Genomic DNA, 18,044 nt, shown 5'->3' on the forward strand with positions numbered 1-18,044 from the left:
GCGGTTCGGAACTGCGAACCCGACGAGTCGCCGCTGCGCTCCGCGATCGCGGCCGGCCCCGCTCGCGGTTCGCGTTGCGCCTCCCATCCGGTGAACGTCCCCGTAATCAGACACGGAAACGCGACCATACCGGCGGGGTAAGCCGACAATAACCCCGCCGCCGAACGGTTATTTCGGCGCTACTTCGGGGCAACCGGCAAATAACAAAGACCGATTCGTGGTAAGCGCCGGATGCGCACAGACCGACCAATCATGAGGGGGAGACACAACACGCGGTTACCCGAGCGGTTCGACGAACAAGTGACGCTTGAAATCGAGGACGACGCGGACGGCGCGCCGACGGTCCGGATGCAGGACGAGTCGGCCGCCGAGGCGTGGATCTCCGCCGACATCAAGGCCCTCGTCTCGCTCCCCGAGTACGAGTAACACCGCCCGACGCGGAACGACGCTTCACGGCCCGGTGCTCGGCGCTCTGGTTCTCGAAACGTGACAATCATTTTGCCCTCCGAGTGAGAAATCCCCTCGCATGGCCGGTCCCCTACCGACGGGTGCACGCCCGTTCTCGGGCATCGACGACGCGGTCCCCCGCTACGAGTCGTTCCTGACGGTCGACGAACACCGCAGTCGCGACCGGGAACTCGCCGCCGAGCACGACCACGTCACCTACGAGGAGTTCGGCGAGAGCGCCGAGGGCGAGACGCTGTGGGCGGTGACCCTCGGCGACGGTCGTCGGAGCGCGCTCCTGTTCGGTGCGCCCCATCCGAACGAGCCGATCGGTTCGATGACTATCGACTTCCTATTGCACGAACTCGCCGCGAACGACGACCTCCGCTCGTCGCTCGACTACGAGTTCGTCTGCGTGCCGGTCGCCGACCCCGACGGCGTCGGGCGGAACGAGGGCTGGTTCGACGGCCCGTTCACGCTCTCGAACTACGCGCAGAACTTCTACCGGCCGCCGCCGCCCGCGCAGGTGGAGGCCACCTTCCCGGTCGAGCGCGGGGACTACTCGTTCGACGATCCGACGCCGGCGACGCGGGCGCTGGCCGACCTGATCGAGGCCCACCGGCCCGAGTTCGTCTACAGCCTCCACAACACCGCCTTCGGGGGCTGCTACTACGTGCTCTCCGAGCCCCTCGAACCGCTCCACGACGCGCTCGCGGCGCTGCCCGGGGAGTACGGGGTCCCGCTCGACCGCGGCGAGCCCGAGTGGTTCGGCGACGAGGCGTTCGACGAGGCGATGTACAGGCTGCCGACCTTCGCGGACCGGTACGACAGCGCCCGGGGCGGCGAGGACGCCGTCCCCGCCGAGGAACTGCTCGGCGGGAACGCCTACGACTACGCGAGCCGGTTCGACGACGACGTCGTGGAGGTGATCGTCGAACTCCCGTATTTCTCGGACCCCCGCGTCCGGGACGCGGCCGAACTCGACCGCAGCCGGGAGGCAGTCATCCGCGAGGGGATTCAGCATCGACGGGCACTGCTCAGGGAGCTGCGCGGCGCGGTCGAGACCGTCGCCGAGCACCTGCCCGACACTCCGATGGCCCGGGAAGCCGCCGGCGGCGTCTACCACTTCCTGGCGGTGAACGACGAGAAGCTCGACTGGGCCGAGTCGGCCGCGGAGACCGACGAGCCGGCGACGGTCGCCCAGCGCGTCGACGAGCGCTACCTCCGGCAGTACCACCTGCTCACCTACCTCGGTATGCTGGTCCGGTCGATCGACCGCGCGGCGATGGGCGCCGACGGGGAGGCCCGTGAGCGACTGACGGCTGCGAAGGCGGCGCTTCAGGAGGTCTTCCACGAGCGAATCGGCGAGCTCCAGCGGCAGCTCGACCACGAGACGATCCCGATCTGGAAGCTCGTCGCGATTCAGGCCCGCGCGGGGCTGATGTGTTTGGACTACCGGCAGAATCGGTCCGACGATTAGAGAGTCCGACCGACACGGTATCGAGACGACAGAACGGCGTTCTAAGCCGAACGACGCCCTCGAAAGCTGGCGTCCTCTACTCCACCAGTTCTATCTCGTCGTCGCCGTTCGGCACGGCGCAGAGGAACGCGCCGGGCTCGTCGCTCTCGTTGCGGTACCAGTGGACGACGCCCGCGGGGATGAGCAGCGAGTCGCCCTCGCTGACGGTGTACTCCTCGCCGTCGATACCCACCGTGTACTCGCCTTCAAGGACGTACTGCTCGTGTTCGACTTCGTTGGTGTGCTCGGGCACCTCGGCGCCGGGGTCGAGCTCGAACCGCCGGATGGCGAAGTTCGGGGCGCCCCGGCTCTCGTCGATGAGCACCCCCTTCCGCATCCCGTCGGCCGCGCCCACGTCCTCGTACTCGACGTCGTCGCTCCGGCGAACCAGCGGCTTGGCTTGCTGACTCATGAGCGGACGTATGCGCGGGAGTCGTAAAAAGCTGCGTCGCGGCGACGGACCCGAGACGTCGCGCCGAAACGACAGATCGAGTGGCAGGCGCGGCAGAACCGTGGAGTCGGCGACTCAGTCGGACTTCGGCGCCTCCGACAGCTCCGCGTAGGGGGTGAACCCGTCGTCGGGCGTCACCACGCCCGACCGGAGCGCGCAGGCCGCGGCGCCGAGCCCCCGCGACGAGAGGGGGCCGCGGCGCACGCACCGGAACGCGATGTTCTTGGCGGCGTTGTAGTCGTCGTGGGCCGACGCGCCGCACTTCAGGCACTCGAACTGGCGGCGCTCGAGGTCGCGGTTCTGCGGGTGGGTGAACCCGCACTCCATGCACCGCTGGCTGGTGTACTCGGGGTTGACCTCCACGACCGCGATGCCGCGCTCGGCCGCCCGGTACTCCACGAACGAGAGGAGTCGCTCGAACAGCCACTCGTGGAGCGGGCCGGCGTCGGGGTCCAGCTCGCGGACCTCGCTCAGCTGGCCGAAGGCGACGAGCTCGCAGCCGTACTCCTCGGCCTCGGCGACGATGCCGCTGGCGACCTCGTGGAGCCGCTGGCGGACGAACCGGTCGAGCCGGTCGCCGGCCTGCCGGAGGGTCCGGGCCGCGCTCCGGGTGCCGGTGGCCTCCAGCGACGCCCGGACGCGCTCGAACTCCTCGCGGCGGTGGTTGAGCTCGCCCGCGTCGAAGAACCGGGCGGTGCTCGTGACCGCGAGGTTCTCGACGCCGAGGTCGACGCCGAGCACCGTCGCGCCCTCGGTCGGCGGGTCGACCGCGGGGCTGGGCCGTCGGAACCCCAGGTGGAAGGTGAACTCCCCGTCGCGGTAGTGGAGGGTGCTCTTGGCCGGCTCCCAGTCCTCGTCGTCGAGGTACCGCGACTGGTAGCCGCCGTCCGCGGGGAGGTCGAGGTCGCACCGGACGCGCTCGCCGGTCGTGGTGAGACTGACCGTCCGGTCGTCGAACACCGTCATCGTCCGGGTGTCGAACGCGACGGTGGGGTTCGTGAACTCGGGCCTGTCCCCGTCGTGGCGGCGGCTGCGCTTGATGGCCTCGGCCGCGCGGTGGGTCGCCAGCACGGCGTGCTGGCTGCCGAGGGCGGTCTCGTCGCGAAGGCGGTCGTACGCGAGCTGCTGGACCTCGCTCCTCGTGTGACAGACACCCCAGGCCTCGTTGACCGCGAGCTGGCAACCCCGCTTCCACTCCTCGACCAGCTCGCGGAGGCGTGTGGCGTCCGTCGGAGACACGGAGAGTCCCGTCACTGCCGTCCGTCTGCAATATTCGGTGTCTGCCACGTTGTACGTCTGTGTCTCAGGGGGCCTCTTGAATACTTTGACTTGGCCGCAAGGCCTAAGTTAATCCGGCTGTCGGCGCTTCGAAACGCGGTCGCGAACGACGCCGCTCGCCTCGCGGCCCTACTGTTAAGAGCCTGCCACGGCTACCCACACGCATGAGAAGCTTCACGGTCGGGCGGGCGTTCGGCATCCCCATCAAACTCGACCTGACGTTCCTGCTCGTTCTGCCGCTGTTCGCGTGGCTCATCGGCACGCAGGTCGGCACCTGGGTCGACAGCCTCAACCTGTTCCTGGAGCCGAACCTGGACCGGGCCGCGCTCACCGCGGGCAACCTCGAGCTGATACTCGGGGCGGTCGCCGCCATCGGGCTGTTCGCGGGGGTCGTGCTCCACGAGCTCGGCCACTCGCTGGTCGCCATGCGCTACGGCTTCCCCATCGACTCCATCACGCTGTGGATCTTCGGCGGCATCGCCCAGCTGACCGAGCAGCCCGAGGACTGGCGCCAGGAGTTCGCCATCGCCATCGCCGGGCCCGTCGTCAGCGTCCTGCTGGGCGTCGTCTCCTACCTGGCGCTGTTCGCGGTCCCCGACGGGCTCCCGACGGTCCGGTTCCTCTTCGGCTACCTCGCGCTGATGAACGTCGCGCTGGCGGCGTTCAACCTCCTGCCCGGCTTTCCGATGGACGGCGGCCGGGTGCTCCGGTCGCTGCTGGCCCGGAACCGGTCGTTCGCGAAGGCCACCCAGACCGCCGCCGAGGTGGGCAAGCTGTTCGCCATCCTGCTCGGCCTGTTCGGCCTGTTCGGCGGCAACTGGCTGCTGATCGGCATCGCGTTCTTCATCTACATCGGCGCGACCAGCGAGGCCCAGCAGACCGTGATGAACGCGGCGTTCCAGGACGTGCGGGTCCGGGACGTGATGACGTCCGCGGAGGACCTCGAGACGGTCGACCCGGACATGTCGGTCGCCGACCTGATGGAGACGATGTTCCGCCAGCGCCACACCGGCTACCCGGTCGTCGACGACGGCGAACTCGTCGGGATGGTGACGCTGGAGGACGCCCGCCAGGTGTCGGAGGTCGAGCGCGACGCCTACACCGTCGCCGACGTGATGAGCCGCGACCTCAAGACGATCCCGGCGTCCGACGACGCGATGTCGGCGTTCGAGAAGATCCAGCAGCACGGCGTCGGCCGCCTGCTGGTCATCGACGCCGACGGTGAACTCACGGGGCTGGTCTCCCGGACCGACCTGGTGACCGCCTTCGACATCATCCAGAAGAGCGGTCGGGCCGACCGGATCACCCCGACCGAACAGCCCGTGGGCGAGGCCGAGCGCCCCTCCCGATAGCATGTGCGGCAGGCTCTCGCTGTTCGCGCCGCCCGGGCTCCTCGCCGAGCGGTTCGACGCCGACCCGGTCCGCGAGCCAGAACCCCGGTACAACGTGGCGCCGGGTCAGGACCACGCGGTCGTCCGGAACGACGACCCCGACGCCGTCCGGTTCCCGACCTGGGGGCTCGTCCCGCGGTGGGCCGACGCCTCGCCGTCGTCGGGTCACCACAACGCCCGGGCCGAGACGCTGACGGAGAAGCCCAGCTTCCGGGACGCGTTCGCCGAGCGCCGGTGTCTGGTGCTCGCGGACGGCTTCTACGACTGGAAGGAGACGCCCACGGGCAAGCAGCCCTACCGGGTCGAGCGCGAGGACCGCGAGCCGTTCGCGCTCGCCGGCCTGTGGGAGCCCGCACCGGACGCGAGCGACGCGGTCGGACGGAGCGCGAACGGCGGGACCGCCGACGACGCCGGCGCGACGTTCACCGTCGTCACCACCGAGCCGAACGCCGTGGTCGAACCGGTCCACCACCGGATGCCGGTCGTGCTCGACCGCGACGAGGAGGGTCGCTGGCTCTGCGAGGACGACCCCGAGGCGCTGGCCGACCTGCTCGACCCGTCGCCGACCCCGGAGATGCGGGCCTATCCGGTGCCTTCGGCGCTCGGCGATCCGGCGAACGACTCGCCGGACCTGATCGAGGAGGTGCCGGCCGAGGAGGACGTCCAGACCGGCCTCAACGAGTTCTGAGGGCGCGACGGCAGCCCCGGGCCGCGGCGTCAGGACCGCCGGCCGACCGTCGCCTCGTTGTACTTCTGCTTGTAGCTCCCGGCGGTCCCGAACTTCGGGATGTCGGCCCACTGGTAGGCGAACCGCTCCTCGCTCTCGTGGTACACCGGGAGGTTCGCCATCGCCTCCCAGTTGGCCTCCTCCATCGTGATCGCGGCCTCGTGGCGGGCCTGGCGGGCCTGCTTCGTCGGCTTCGAGTTGTTCTGGATCTTCTCCCACGCCCTGATGGCCCGCTTGGCGGTCTGGGTGTCCCGCGGCCAGAAGTTGTACGACTCGGGCGCGCCGAGCGACGGGTCCGAGGTGGCCGGGTTGAGGTGCTTGACGAACGCGTCGGGCGCGGCCCACGGCACGATCCAGCCCAGCGTGAACGCGTCGGTGTTCCCCTCGCGCACCCGCTTCAGCAGGGTCGAGAACGGCGCGACCTCGACGCGCAGGTCGATGTACGCGCTCGCCAGCTTGTCCCGGAGGATCCGCGCGACGTCGCCCCACGCGTTCGACGACTCGTAGGCCAGCAGCGAGAACTCGTAGCGGTTGTTCGGGCCGTAGCCGGCGTCCTTCATCACCTGCCGGGCCTTGCCGAGCATCGTCTTGTCGTACCCGTAGGGGTAGTTCTGCTTCGCGTGCTGCGTGTAGGCCTTCTGTCCGCCGGGGTAGGTCGGCGGCGCCGTGTAGTGGTACGCCGGCTGACCCCGGCCCTTGAATATCGTGTCGATGACGTTCTGCTGGTTCAGCGCGTACGCTGTCGCCTTCCGGACGGGTTCGGCGACGTTCTGCATGTTGAACCCGATGTAGAAGACGTTCTGGGTCACGACCGAGAGGTAGTTCAGCGTCTTCCCGTTGCGGACGGGACCGTACGTCCCGATCTCGCGCCCCTGCTCGTCGGTGCGCTCGATGCTGACCTTCGACTGGTCGTACTTCGAGGTGGGGATCTCGAACGCGTCGGCGTTCTTGTTCATCGCGTAGGTGTACCGGGCGTTCGCTGAGGTGATGATCTGCCAGTGGACCCGGTCGACCCGCGGCCCCGTGCCGTGGTAGCTGTCGAACGCCGAGACGGCCGCCTCGGTGTCCTTCTCCCACGTCTCGAAGGTGAACGGCCCCGCGCCGACGGGGTTCGAGGTGGCGAACTTCTGGTAGGGCATCTGGCCCTCGTACCCCTTGATATCGCCGACGATGCCCTCCGGAATCGCGGCGAACTGGTTGTTGGCCAGTACCTGCATCGTGGCGTGGAACGGCTGTTCGATCTGCATCCGGAGCGTGTAGTCGTCGACCGCCTCCAGCGCCAGCGAGTTCGGGACGTACTTGCCCTCGCTGTCGGTCTCGTGGACCACGCCGACCGACGTCAGGATGTCCGCCTTCGCCCGGGAGTTCTTCGAGGCCGCCAGCCGCTCCCACGAGTAGATCACGTCGCTCGCGGTCACCTCCTGCCCGTTGTGGAACTGCACCCCCTGCTTCAGGTTGAACGTGTAGGTGGTGTAGTCGTCGGACACCTCGACGCCCGTCGCGATCAGCGGCTTCACCGGCACCTCGCCATCCGGGAAGTTCAACAGCCCGTCGTAGAGCTGGGTCGTCACCTCGCCCGACGCCGTGTCGGAGGCCTTCACCGGGTCGAGCGTGCTCATCGACTGGTTGATGAGCTTCAGCGTCCCGCCGGACCGGCCCTGCGTCGTCGTCTGCTGGTCGGCCGCCCCGTCGCCCGTCTCGGCCGCCCCGGTTCCCACCAGCGCCACCGCCGTCCCCGCCGCCCCGGTCGCCCGGAGGAACCCCCTCCGGGACAGGTCGCCGTCACTCCGCTCCGTGTCCTTGGTGCTAACCATTGCCAATCGTGGCACGGAACGTCGCCGGAAGAAACCCGAAGGTAGTTTTCGACGGCGAGCTCGGAAACGTCACGTTTCGATTCGAATGGCCAACAGGAGCCCGCCGTCGGGGTCGACCGTCGACTGCGCGCCGGTCGTCGGGGGAGAAGCGGAGAGGGGGACGCGTCGAATCGACCGCGGAGAACCGAAAGGAGATAGCGAGACTGTACGGCGCCCCGGAACGAGAACTTTCGCGGGAGGGTTGGTGACACGACGGCGGGAGGCCAGCCCGCCACCAGAGCCTCCGGCGACGCCGGGGTGGCCGTCCTTGCACGCTCTGCGCCCGAGCCGTCGGGCGCATCTACGCCTGATGACGGGGTCGGACTTTGTTATGGGCCGTGTTCCCGCCGGCAGGTCGCGGTTGTGACGGGTTCAGTTGCGGGCTGAGCCGGCGTTTGCGGTCGCTGAACTCGGCGTTTCGGCGAACAATCGGAAAACAGTTAGCTTCGCTAACAGCTTTCGGAGGGGACTGGACTCGGCTGTAGAAGTGTAGAACGATGGAAGGTCCAGGTGCGAGAATCGAACCCGCGTCTCAGCCTCCACAAGGCTGAAGGATGGTCCACTACCCCAACCCGGACACGCACGTGGGGATAGTCGCCAGGAATTAAAATACGTTACGACTCCGCGCGATACTGGCAGGCGGTCACAGGCGACGCAGCGCCGCCGCCCGGCGGGGCACCCCGCACCGACGCTCCCGCGACCCGGCGACGACACGCTTTTGGGCGCCAGCGCCCAATCTACGCCCAAGCGTGGCCGTCACAGACAAGATCTACGTCAAGAACCACCGCCAGATCGGCTCCCAGCTCGAGACCAACATCCCGAAGGGAGCCTTCAAGGGCGCGACGCTCGACGTGCTGTTCCAGGGCGAGAACCTGGCGCAGCTCGACGACACGACCCAGGAGCGCGTGCTCGACTTCGCCGAGGACTTCCTCGACTGCGACTGTCAGTCGAACCCCTACTGCGGCTGCGCCGAGAAGAAGTTCATGCGCTACCTCCTCCGGCTGCGCGAGCAGGGGCTCGGCCCGGAGGCCATCGTCGACGTGATGACCGACGACTACATGGTGTACGCCTACCCCGGCGACGTCCTCTCGTTCCTCGACGACTCGGTCCGGACGCTCGAGGCGGTCGAGGAGCTCGCGGAGGTGGAGGGCGACGAGGACGCGGCGGCCGAGGCCCGCGAGAAGAAGTCGGCGCTGTCCGGGTAGCTACCCGATGCGGTAGGTGTCGTCGGTGTCGAGCTCGTCGTCGAGGTCCTCCAGGTGGACGACCTCCTCGACGTCGTCGCGCTCGTCGACCTTCTGCTGGAGGCGGCTCGCGTACTGCTTGTACTCCTGGAGCTGCTCGCGGAGGTGCTCGGCCTCGAGTTCGAGGCGCTCGTGCTCGCGGACAAAGCTCTTGGGCACCTCGACCTTCGGGGGGAACTCCGCGCCGTCGGTCTCCTCGCCGATCTCGCTCTCCGGGACGACCTGGACCCGACCGTCGTGGGCCACCAGCGTGTCCACGTAGTCGCGGAACACCGCCGACAGCGAGATGTCCCGCTCCTCGGCGATCTCCCGGAGCGTCTCGAAGGAGTCCTCGTTGACCCGGAAGGAGATCGTCTTGTTCTTGTTACCCATTGGTGATACGTCGCACGTCGGATTACTTAAGGATTGGCAGGCGCCCGGACCGGCGCCGACCTCCGGCGGTTCGCCGGCCGACCGACGGGCAGTCGGCCGGACGGTCGCCGACCCACCGCACGTCCAACCGCGGAGCTACGCGCTCGACGCACTTGAGTCCGACCCCGATTTCGTTCGGCCGGGAACCGGCTGGCCCCCTCTTGAGTACCCGGGACCTACCGCCGCGTATGACGCCCCCCGAGCGGCGTAGCTCCCCGCACGCTCGACTGACCCCGCCAAGAAATCGACGCGGTCCGCCGCGCGACCGTCGCGGCCCTCCGGTCGACCGACGCGGTCCGCCCCGCGACCGGACCGGGCCGCTCCCCGTTCGGCCCACAGACCCGCCGACCTCGGAGGTGGTCGCGTGATAGACCCGGCGACCGCGAGCCGGCTCCAGTTCGCGGTGACCACGGTCGTCCACATCGTCTTCCCCGTGATGAGCATGGGGCTCGCGCCGTTCCTGGTCTACTTCACGTGGAAGGAGGTCCGGACCGGCGAGGCCCTCTACGCGCGGCTCCGGCGGTTCTGGACCAAGATCTTCGCCGTGAGCTTCGCGGTCGGCACCGTCACCGGCCTGGTGCTGGAGTTCGAGTTCGGCACCAACTTCGCGGCGTTCTCGGCGGCCGCCGGCGAGCTGTTCGGCGGCCCGCTGGCGATCGAGGGGATGATGGCGTTCTTCCTCGAGGCGACGTTCCTCGGGGTGTTCGTCTTCGGCCGCGACCGGGTCTCCGACCGGCTCTACCTCGTCTCGTCGGTGCTGGTCGGGCTCGGCACCTGGCTGTCGGCGGTCTGGATCCTGATCGCCAACTCCTGGATGCAGACGCCCCGCGGCTACGAACTCGCCCGCGAGAGCGGCCAGCTCACCGTGCTGCTCACCGACCCCATCGCCGCCTACGCCAACCCCCGGTTCCCGTGGATGTTCGTCCACATGCAGAACGCGGCGGTGCTCTCGGTGGCGCTGTTCATGGCCGGCGTCGCGGCCTACCACGTCTACCGGCGCGACCACCTCGGCGTGGTCGACGGGGGGAACCTCGACGCCGAGTTCTGGCGGGCGACCCTCAAGATCGCGCTGGTCGTCCTGCTGATCACCGCGCCGCTCCAGGTGCTCCACGGCGACGCGTACGGCCGCCACGTCGCCGAGACCCAGCCCCAGAAGTTCGCGGCGATGGAGGCGGTCTGGGAGACCGACAGCTACGTGCCCGAGTACATCGTCGCGTTCCCGACCGACGTCGACGACCTGCTGAACCCGCGTGCCAAGGAGATCTTCGGCATCGGGATTCCGGGCGGGGCCTCGTGGCTCGCGTCCGGCGGGAACGCCCACGCCGAGATAACGGGGCTCAACGAGTTCGAGGGCTCGCCCCCGGTCGCGATCGTCTTCTGGTCGTTCCGGGCGATGGTGGCGCTCGGGTTCTGGTTCGTGGTGCTGGCGCTCTGGGCGGGCTACCGGTGGCGAACCGGCGAGCTGTTCGAGGACCGCCTGCTCCACGAGGCGCTGATGGCCTCGTCGGTGCTGGGGTTCCTCGGCGTCGAACTCGGCTGGATCGTCACCGAGGTCGGCCGCCAGCCGTGGGTCATCCAGGGCGTGATGAAGACGACCGAGGGCGTCTCGCCCGGCCTCACCGCGACCGAGGCGACCCTGACGCTGGCGGGGTTCGTCGCGGGCTACCTCGTCCTGCTCGGGCTGTACACCTACGTCGTCGGGCGACTGATCCGGCGCGGGCCGGAGACCGACGGCGAGACGGACGCCGTCCTTCCCGACACCGCCCGCGACCCCGGCATCGCACCGGCCGCCGCGGAGGTGAGCGAGGATGACTGACCTCGTCGCGCTCGCTCCGGCGGTCGGTCCGCCTCCCCGGACGCCCCCGCTGCCCCTCCAGACCGTCTGGTTCGGGGTCACGCTCTCGGACCTCTGGTTCGTCGTCGTGTTCGGGTTCCTCGCGGTGTTCCTGTTCCTCGACGGCTGGGACTTCGGCGTCGGGGCGATCTTCGCGCTCGGGGACGACCACCGCGACCGCGAGCAGTGCCTCGCGGCCATCGGCCCGTTCTGGGACGGCAACGAGGTCTGGCTCGTCGTCTTCGGCGGCGGGCTGTTCGCGGCGTTCCCGCCGGCGTACGCCGCGCTGTTCGGCCGCCACTACCTCCTGTTGTTCGGCGTCCTCGGCGCGCTCATCCTCCGCGGGACGGCCCCGGAGTTCTACGAGCAGCGCGAGGACGAGGCGTGGCGGCGGTGGTGGGGCCGGGCGTTCGTCGCCGGCAGCGTCGGCGCGCCGTTCCAGCTGGGGGTGTTCGTCGGCAACTGGCTGCTCGGCGCCGACGGCATCGCGCTCGCCTCGGTCGTCGTCGGCCTCGCCGTGGTCGCGCTCACTGTCGCGTCGGGCGCGGCGTTCCTCCGGCTGAAGACCACCGGGAGCCTCCGCGAGGCGATGCCCGCGGTCGGCGTCCGCGCGGCGGCGGCCTACCTCGCGCTGGTCGCGGTCGCGCTCGGCCTGCTGGCGCTCCGGTCCGGGGTCCGAGACGCGCTGCTGGCGCCGGTTCCGGTCGCGCTCGTGGCCGGGTCGGTCCTGCTCGGGATCGGCTACGTCGTCGCGGCCCGCCGGGACCGCCCCTACCTCGCGCTCGGGGCGGCGGGCGGCCTGACCGCGGCGCTGGTCGCGCTGGTCGCGGCGCTGCTGTACCCGACTATCGAACCGGCGACCGGGCTGACCGTCGAGGAGGCGATCATCGGCGCGCCCGCGGTCGAACTGCTGACCGCCGGGGCCGCGGTGCTGATCCCGCTGGTGCTGACCTACTTCGCGGTGCTGTACTCGGCGTTCAGCGGCCCCATCGACGCCGAGGAGGCGTACTGAGACGCGCCGTCGGGCCGCTCCCGGACGCCCGCCGGGAAAGCGGCGGCGGTCGCCGGAGGGGCCGCCGGCCGGAACGTTGAGGGGCGGGCCGGCCGTCCTCCCGGGGGTGACGAGGGTCACGCGAGGCGCGGACGCGGTCCTCCAGCAGGTCGAAGGTCCCGAGCTTCCGGGCGTCGCCGAGAACGGCTACCTCGGCGCGCTCTGGGACGTCGTGGTGTTCCTCGCCGTGTTCGCGGTGCTGTACGAACTCGGCAAACGGATCGTCGAACCCGCAGTGGCGCGGGCGCTGGAGAACTCGCCCGTCCAGCGGACCGCCGCGAGTACGGTGCAGAAGATCGTCCACGTCGCGATCCTCCTGCTGACGCTCCGCCTCGCGCTGGACGTGGCGGACTACGGCTACCTGCTGTCGCTCCCGCCGACGTTCGCCGCGGCGCTCACCGTCGCTATCGGCTTCGCCAGCCGCGACATCGCCTCGAACCTGGTCAGCGGCGCGTTCATCGTCACCGACCCGGAGTTCAACATCGGCGACTGGATCCGCTGGCAGGACAAGGAGGGCGTCATCGAGGACATCAGCTTCCGGGTCACGCGGGTTCAGACCTTCGACAACGAACTGCTGACCGTGCCGAACTCCCAGCTCGCGACGAACGCGGTGGTCAACGCGGTCGCGAAGTCGCCCCGCCGGGTCTCGCACACGTTCCACGTGAGCGACGACGCCGACCTCGGCGAGGCGGCGTCCATCCTCGTGGACGAGGCGCGGAGCCACGACGACGTCCTCGAACGCCCGACGCCGACCGTCCGGGTAGTGGAGCTCGATAACTCGCTCGCCGGCGTGCAGGCCCGGTTCTGGATCGAGAAGCCCTCGCGCGAGGCGTTCGTGACCGTCCGGTCGCAGTACCTCGAGGGCGTCAACCGCCGGCTCAACGAAGCGGGGATCGACCTGCCGCAGAACTGGTAGCGCGGGGCGGCGGCCCGGCTCCTCGGCCTTCCCCCGCTACAGGTACTCGACCAGCGCCCGGACCAGCTTGTTCTCCGCGCGCCGGAGGTGCTCCTCGAAGGTGCGGCGCTCGACGCCCAGTTCGGCCGCGACCTCGGCGGTCGTCGCGTCGCGCGGAATCCGGTAGTACCCCATGCCCGTGGCGGTCGCCAGCGCCTCGCGCTGGCGGGGCGAGAGGTCGGGCAGCGCCGAGTCGAGCGTGAGCAGCGGCCGGTCGGCCGCGACCGACTCGACCTCGCGCTTGGACTCGACGGTCACGTCGTGCCCGGCCGCGACGTCCCGGTAGAACTCGGTGAGGCTCGCCGGGTCGAGCGCCAGCACCCGGCACCACTTCAGGCCGCGCTCGTACCGGAGCGGCGGCACCAGCAGGCAGCCGTGGTCGGCCAGCACCCCCTCGATGTTGTCGGGCTCGCGGTCCCTCAGGCAGTCGTCGGTGATGAGCAGTCGCTCGTCGGCCTCGACGATGCGCTCGCGGACGCCGACCGCCGCCTCCACGTGGGCGAGGACCTCCCCGCCGCCGGCCCCGCTGACGTGGAGCAGGTCGCAGTGGTCGTTGCACCAGAGTTCGACGGTGGTGTCGGTGTTCCTCGTGGCCTCGGCGTAGGCGCCGGGGTGGTCGATTCCGAGCACGGCCTCGTGCATCGACCCGACGTTCCCGGCCACGGTACTTAAATACCGCTCCGTAGGGCGGTATTCAGCTATTTGCGTCTCGCGCCCGAACGATGTGGTATGAGCGAAGGCCAACCGGAACAGCCCGGCGAGGAACGCGGCGACGCCGACGCGGTGACCGACCAGGAGGCCGAGGCCGAGCCGGAGTGGGACATCGGGGAGCCCAGCGACCAGTGGAAGGAGTACCGGGGCGCGCCCACCGGCACCGACATCGAGTGCGAGGGGTGGCGCCAGGAGGCCGCGCTCCGGATGCTGAACAACAACCTCGACCCCGAAGTGGCCGAGAAGCCCGAGGAGCTGGTGGTGTACGGCGGCACCGGCCGAGCCGCCCGGTCGTGGGACGCCTACGACGCCATCGTGGCCGAGCTGCGCGAGCTGGGCGACACCGAGACGCTGCTTGTCCAGTCGGGCAAGCCCGTGGGCCGGTTCGAGACCCACGAGCGGGCGCCCCGGGTGCTCATCGCCAACTCCAACCTCGTGGGCAAGTGGGACAACTGGGAGCACTTCCACGAGCTCGAGGCCAAGGGGCTCATCATGTACGGCCAGATGACCGCGGGATCGTGGGCGTACATCGGCACCCAGGGCATCATCCAGGGCACCTACGAGACCCTCGCGGAGCTGGCCGAGCAGCACTACCCGGACAACGAGGGCCTGGAGGGCAAGATCGTCGTCACCGGCGGACTCGGCGGGATGGGCGGCGCCCAGCCGCTGGCGGTCACGATGAACAGAGGCGTCTGCATCGCCGCGGAGGTCGACGAAGACCGCATCGACCGCCGCATCGAGACCGGCTACTGCCAGGAGAAGACCGACGACCTCGACGAGGCCATCGAGCGGGCCAGGCAGGCCGCCGAGAGCGGGGAGGCCTACTCCGTGGGCGTCCACGTGAACGCCGCCGACATGCTGGAGGGGATGCTGGAGCGGGACTTCGTTCCCGACGTGGTCACCGACCAGACCAGCGCCCACGACGAACTCAAGGGCTACTACCCCTCGGGCTACACGGTCGAGGAGGCCGACCAGCTCCGTGAGGACGACCCCGAGACGTACGTCGAGGAGAGCCTCGATACGATGGAGCGCCACGTCCGGGCCATCCTGGACATGCAGGAGGCGGGCGCCGTGGCCTTCGAGTACGGCAACAACATCCGCGGGCAGGTCGAGGACCACCGCGACATGGAGGACGCCTTCGACTACCCCGGTTTCGTCCCGGCCTACATCCGGCCGCTGTTCTGCCGCGGGAAGGGGCCGTTCCGGTGGGCCGCGCTGTCGGGCGACCCCGAGGACATCCGCCGGACCGACGAGGCCGTCACGGAGCTGTTCCCCGAGAAGGACCACCTCCACCGCTGGATCGACCTCGCCCAGGAGCGGGTGGAGTTCCAGGGCCTCCCGTCGCGGGTGTGCTGGCTCGGATACCAAGCGGGAGACGACGAAGACAGCGAGACTCCGGCGGAGTCTCGGGGCGAGGGCGGCGAAGCCGCCGGAGCACTCACCGAGCGCGCCCGGTTCGCGCTGCGCATCAACGAACTCGTCGCCGACGGGGAGATCTCGGCGCCGGTCGTGGTCACCCGCGACCACCTCGACGCCGGCAGCGTGGCCAGCCCCAACCGCGAGACCGAGGCGATGGGCGACGGGTCCGACGCGGTCGCCGACTGGCCCATCCTGAACGCGCTGCTCAACTGCGCGGCCGGGGCAGACATCGTGTCGGTCCACGACGGCGGCGGGGTCGGCATCGGCAACGCCCTCCACGCCAACAACCACGTGGTGCTCGACGGGTCGGACCTCGCCGCCGAGAAGGCCCGGCGGGTGTTCACCACCGACCCCGGCACGGGGGTGATCCGCCACGCCGACGCCGGCTACGACGAGGCGCTCGCGGAGGCCGACGAGTCGAACGTCGCGGTACCGATGCGGGACCGAGAATGACCGAACTCCGACGCACCTACGACTGGATGGGACCCTCAACAGACGCCAACGACGAACAGTTCGGCCACGTGGTCGAACTCGCGAGCATCGCCGACGCCGACCGCTTCGACGCCGTGCTGGTCGGCGAACCGTTCGACCGGGCGGTCATCGGTCGGAAGGGCGCCGCCGAGGGGCCGGCCGCGCTCCGGCGGCACCTCGCCGGCACCAAGACCCACCACTTCGACGCCGGCCCGGTGGGGTCGGTCGCCGACCTCGGCGACGTGACGCCCGGAGACGGCGAGGTGGAGTCGGTCGCCGACCTCCAGGAGCGGGTCCGGACCATCGCCGAGCGGGTCCACGACACCGACGCGTTCCCGGTGTTCCTCGGGGGCGACAACTCGCTGACCTACCCGAACGCCGCGCCCCTCCTCGACGAGGGGAGCCTCGGCGTCGTCAACTTCGATGCCCACCTCGACGTCCGGGAGGTCCGCGAGGGCCGCGGGCCGACCAGCGGGACGCCGTACCGCCAGCTCTACGAGGAGGGGCTGGACGCCTACGCCTGCGTCGGCGCCCGCCACTTCGAGACCTCCACCCGGTACGCCGAGTACGTCCGCGAGCGGGGCGGCGAGGTCGTCACCGCCGAGGAGGTCGGCGACGACGTCGTCGACGCCGTCGATCGGGCGCTCGACGCCATGGGCGACGTCGACCGCATCTACGCCAGCGTCGACCTCGACGTGCTCGACGCGTCGGCCGCGCCCGGGGTGAGCGCGCCGACGCCCGGCGGCGTCCTGTCGCGGGAGCTGTTCCGGGCGCTCAGGCTGGTCGGGGCCGAGGACCGCCTCGCCGGCTTCGAGGTCGTCGAGTGCGCGCCGCCGCTGGAGTCCGGCACCGCGAACCTGACCGCGACCGCCGGGGCGCGGTCGGTCGCCCACCTGCTGAGCGCCCGGTCGACCGGCGAGTCGCGCGGGGCCGAACCGGGCGACGCGGGCGACGAGAGCGCCGACTTCGGCGGGACGGGAGGGCGGCGATGACGCTGACCGCGGTCGTCTACGACGCCGCCGAGGTCGTCACCCTCGAACCGAGCGACGGCGAGCCCGAGGGCCCGGGCGACGGAGCGGCCGAGACCGACGAGGCGGACGAGCGGGTCGAGCGAGACGAGACCCGGCTCGGCATCTACGAGGACGCCGCGGTCGCCATCGAGGACGGCGAGGTCGCCCGGGTCGGCCCCACCGGCCCCGTCACCCGGGAGTTCCCGCCGGAGAACGCGGCCCACGCCGTCGACGCCACCGGCAAGTCGGTGATCCCGGGGTTCGTCGACCCCCACACTCACGCGCTGTTCGCGGGCGACCGCTCCGACGAGTTCGAGGCCAAGCTCCGGGGCAGGACCTACCAGGAGCTCCTCGAGGAGGGCGGCGGCATCCTCCGGACCGTCCGCGCGACCCGGGAGGCGAGCGACGAGGAGCTGCTGGAGAACCTGCTGGGCCACCTCGACACGATGCTGGCCCACGGGACGACCACCGTGGAGGTCAAGTCGGGGTACGGACTCGACACCGAGACCGAGCTCCGGATGCTGGAGACGATCGACCGGGCCGCCGACCAGCACCCGGTCGACGTGGTGCCGACGTTCATGGGCGCCCACGCGGTGCCGGAGGACCGCGACGCGGACGACTACGTCGACGAGGTCGTCGACGACCAGATTCCGGCGGTCGAATCGCAGGGCATCGCGGAGTTCTGCGACGTGTTCTGCGAGGAGGGCGTCTTCGACGTCGAGCAGTCCCGCCGGGTGCTGGAGGCCGGGAAGGACGCGGGCCTGACCCCCAAGGTCCACGCCGAGGAGCTGGCCCGCATCGGCGGGACGCAGCTCGCCGCCGAGGTCGGGGCCGCCAGCGCCGACCACCTGCTCCACTCGACCGCGGAGGACATCCAGGCCCTCGTCGAGAGCGACGTGGTGCCGGTGCTGCTGCCCGGCACCGCCTTCGGACTCGGCGCCGACTACGCCGACGCCAGGGCATTCATCGACGCGGGCGCCGACGTGGCGATCGCGACGGACTTCAACCCCAACTGCTACAGCCAGAGCATGGGCTTCGCGGCCTCGCTGGCCTGCGTCGAGATGGGGATGACTCCCGCAGAGGCGCTGGTGGCCGCGACGACGAACGCGGCGGTCGCGCTCGACCTGCCCGGGACGGTCGGAACCCTCCGGCGGGGCGCGCCCGGCGACCTGGCGGTGCTCGACGCGCCGAGCCACGTCCACGTCCCGTACAACTTCGGCGTGAACGCGGTCGGGACGGTGCTGAAGGACGGCGAGGTGGTCCACCGTGGCTGAC

16 protein-coding genes and 1 tRNA gene are annotated in these 18,044 nt (G+C 70.3%); 11 read left to right on the plus strand and 6 right to left on the minus strand.

Annotation, left to right across the window (positions count from 1 at the left end; translation table 11 throughout):
* Window positions 1-252: 252 nt before the first annotated feature.
* Both ACQUQF_RS18535 and ACQUQF_RS18540 read left to right on the plus strand, forming a co-directional pair.
* Window positions 253-426 carry a hypothetical protein gene (locus ACQUQF_RS18535; protein ID WP_435180616.1) on the plus strand — a complete coding sequence of 58 codons (174 nt, stop codon included), beginning with the start codon at window positions 253-255 and terminating at the stop codon, window positions 424-426.
* Window positions 427-526: 100 nt separating this feature from the next.
* Window positions 527-1,924 carry a M14 family zinc carboxypeptidase gene (locus ACQUQF_RS18540; RefSeq protein ID WP_435180617.1) on the plus strand — a complete coding sequence of 466 codons (1,398 nt, stop codon included), beginning with the start codon at window positions 527-529 and terminating at the stop codon, window positions 1,922-1,924.
* 76 nt (window positions 1,925-2,000) lie between these two features.
* On the opposite strand, the gene ACQUQF_RS18545 is transcribed toward ACQUQF_RS18540, so the two are convergent.
* Together ACQUQF_RS18545 and ACQUQF_RS18550 are read right to left on the minus strand one after the other, a co-directional pair.
* Complete coding sequence (locus ACQUQF_RS18545; protein ID WP_435180618.1) at window positions 2,001-2,375, minus strand: cupin domain-containing protein; 375 nt, start codon at window positions 2,373-2,375, stop codon at window positions 2,001-2,003.
* Between the two features lie 114 nt (window positions 2,376-2,489).
* Window positions 2,490-3,701, minus strand: a complete 1,212-nt coding sequence (locus ACQUQF_RS18550) for an RNA-guided endonuclease InsQ/TnpB family protein (protein ID WP_435180619.1) — start codon at window positions 3,699-3,701, stop codon at window positions 2,490-2,492.
* Window positions 3,702-3,856: 155 nt separating this feature from the next.
* Between ACQUQF_RS18550 and ACQUQF_RS18555 the strand changes: the two genes are divergently transcribed.
* Together ACQUQF_RS18555 and ACQUQF_RS18560 are read left to right on the plus strand one after the other, a co-directional pair.
* Complete coding sequence (locus ACQUQF_RS18555; protein WP_435180620.1) at window positions 3,857-5,044, plus strand: CBS domain-containing protein; 1,188 nt, start codon at window positions 3,857-3,859, stop codon at window positions 5,042-5,044.
* A gap of 1 nt (window position 5,045) precedes the next feature.
* A complete protein-coding gene (locus ACQUQF_RS18560) occupies window positions 5,046-5,771 on the plus strand; it encodes an SOS response-associated peptidase (protein WP_435180621.1) in 726 nt (241 codons plus the stop codon).
* 29 nt (window positions 5,772-5,800) lie between these two features.
* On the opposite strand, the gene ACQUQF_RS18565 is transcribed toward ACQUQF_RS18560, so the two are convergent.
* Both ACQUQF_RS18565 and ACQUQF_RS18570 read right to left on the minus strand, forming a co-directional pair.
* A complete protein-coding gene (locus ACQUQF_RS18565; RefSeq protein WP_435180622.1) occupies window positions 5,801-7,624 on the minus strand; it encodes an ABC transporter substrate-binding protein in 1,824 nt (607 codons plus the stop codon).
* Between the two features lie 543 nt (window positions 7,625-8,167).
* Window positions 8,168-8,240 (minus strand) — tRNA-His (locus ACQUQF_RS18570).
* 172 nt (window positions 8,241-8,412) lie between these two features.
* Here ACQUQF_RS18570 and ACQUQF_RS18575 point away from each other — a divergent pair.
* Window positions 8,413-8,868, plus strand: a complete 456-nt coding sequence (locus ACQUQF_RS18575) for a DUF5814 domain-containing protein (protein WP_435180623.1) — start codon at window positions 8,413-8,415, stop codon at window positions 8,866-8,868.
* Here ACQUQF_RS18575 and ACQUQF_RS18580 read toward each other — a convergent pair whose 3' ends face one another.
* On the minus strand, window positions 8,869-9,279 hold the full coding sequence (locus tag ACQUQF_RS18580; protein ID WP_435180624.1) for a ribbon-helix-helix protein, CopG family: 411 nt from the start codon (window positions 9,277-9,279) through the stop codon (window positions 8,869-8,871).
* A 403-nt stretch (window positions 9,280-9,682) separates the two neighbouring features.
* Between ACQUQF_RS18580 and ACQUQF_RS18585 the strand changes: the two genes are divergently transcribed.
* From ACQUQF_RS18585 to ACQUQF_RS18595, 3 genes are all read left to right on the plus strand, one after another.
* Entirely contained in the window at window positions 9,683-11,134 is a 1,452-nt protein-coding gene (locus ACQUQF_RS18585; RefSeq protein WP_435180625.1) for a cytochrome ubiquinol oxidase subunit I, read from the plus strand.
* Window positions 11,127-12,164: a cytochrome d ubiquinol oxidase subunit II gene (locus ACQUQF_RS18590; protein ID WP_435180626.1), complete on the plus strand. Its 1,038-nt coding sequence runs from the start codon at window positions 11,127-11,129 to the stop codon at window positions 12,162-12,164. The genes ACQUQF_RS18585 and ACQUQF_RS18590 overlap by 8 nt, the downstream gene beginning before the upstream one ends.
* Before the next feature lie 106 nt (window positions 12,165-12,270).
* Window positions 12,271-13,119: a mechanosensitive ion channel family protein gene (locus ACQUQF_RS18595; RefSeq protein WP_435180627.1), complete on the plus strand. Its 849-nt coding sequence runs from the start codon at window positions 12,271-12,273 to the stop codon at window positions 13,117-13,119.
* Between the two features lie 36 nt (window positions 13,120-13,155).
* Here the strand turns inward: ACQUQF_RS18595 and ACQUQF_RS18600 are convergent, their stop codons facing one another.
* Window positions 13,156-13,800 (minus strand): helix-turn-helix domain-containing protein, encoded by a 645-nt coding sequence (locus tag ACQUQF_RS18600; RefSeq protein ID WP_435180628.1) that lies wholly within the window; start codon window positions 13,798-13,800, stop codon window positions 13,156-13,158.
* A gap of 87 nt (window positions 13,801-13,887) precedes the next feature.
* Here ACQUQF_RS18600 and hutU point away from each other — a divergent pair, with 87 nt between their 5' ends.
* Genes hutU through hutI form a run of 3 tightly spaced genes read left to right on the plus strand, consistent with a single transcriptional unit; the run spans window position 13,888 to window position 18,043 of the window.
* Window positions 13,888-15,741: a urocanate hydratase gene (gene hutU / locus ACQUQF_RS18605; protein ID WP_435180629.1), complete on the plus strand. Its 1,854-nt coding sequence runs from the start codon at window positions 13,888-13,890 to the stop codon at window positions 15,739-15,741.
* On the plus strand, window positions 15,738-16,751 hold the full coding sequence (gene hutG / locus ACQUQF_RS18610; RefSeq protein ID WP_435180630.1) for a formimidoylglutamase: 1,014 nt from the start codon (window positions 15,738-15,740) through the stop codon (window positions 16,749-16,751). Before hutU ends, hutG begins: the two co-directional genes overlap by 4 nt.
* Window positions 16,748-18,043 carry an imidazolonepropionase gene (hutI, locus tag ACQUQF_RS18615; RefSeq protein ID WP_435180631.1) on the plus strand — a complete coding sequence of 432 codons (1,296 nt, stop codon included), beginning with the start codon at window positions 16,748-16,750 and terminating at the stop codon, window positions 18,041-18,043. Before hutG ends, hutI begins: the two co-directional genes overlap by 4 nt.
* Window position 18,044: the final 1 nt, after the last annotated feature.

The organism is Halorussus sp. AFM4 (genome assembly GCF_051194995.1).
Classification (GTDB): domain Archaea; phylum Halobacteriota; class Halobacteria; order Halobacteriales; family Haladaptataceae; genus Halorussus.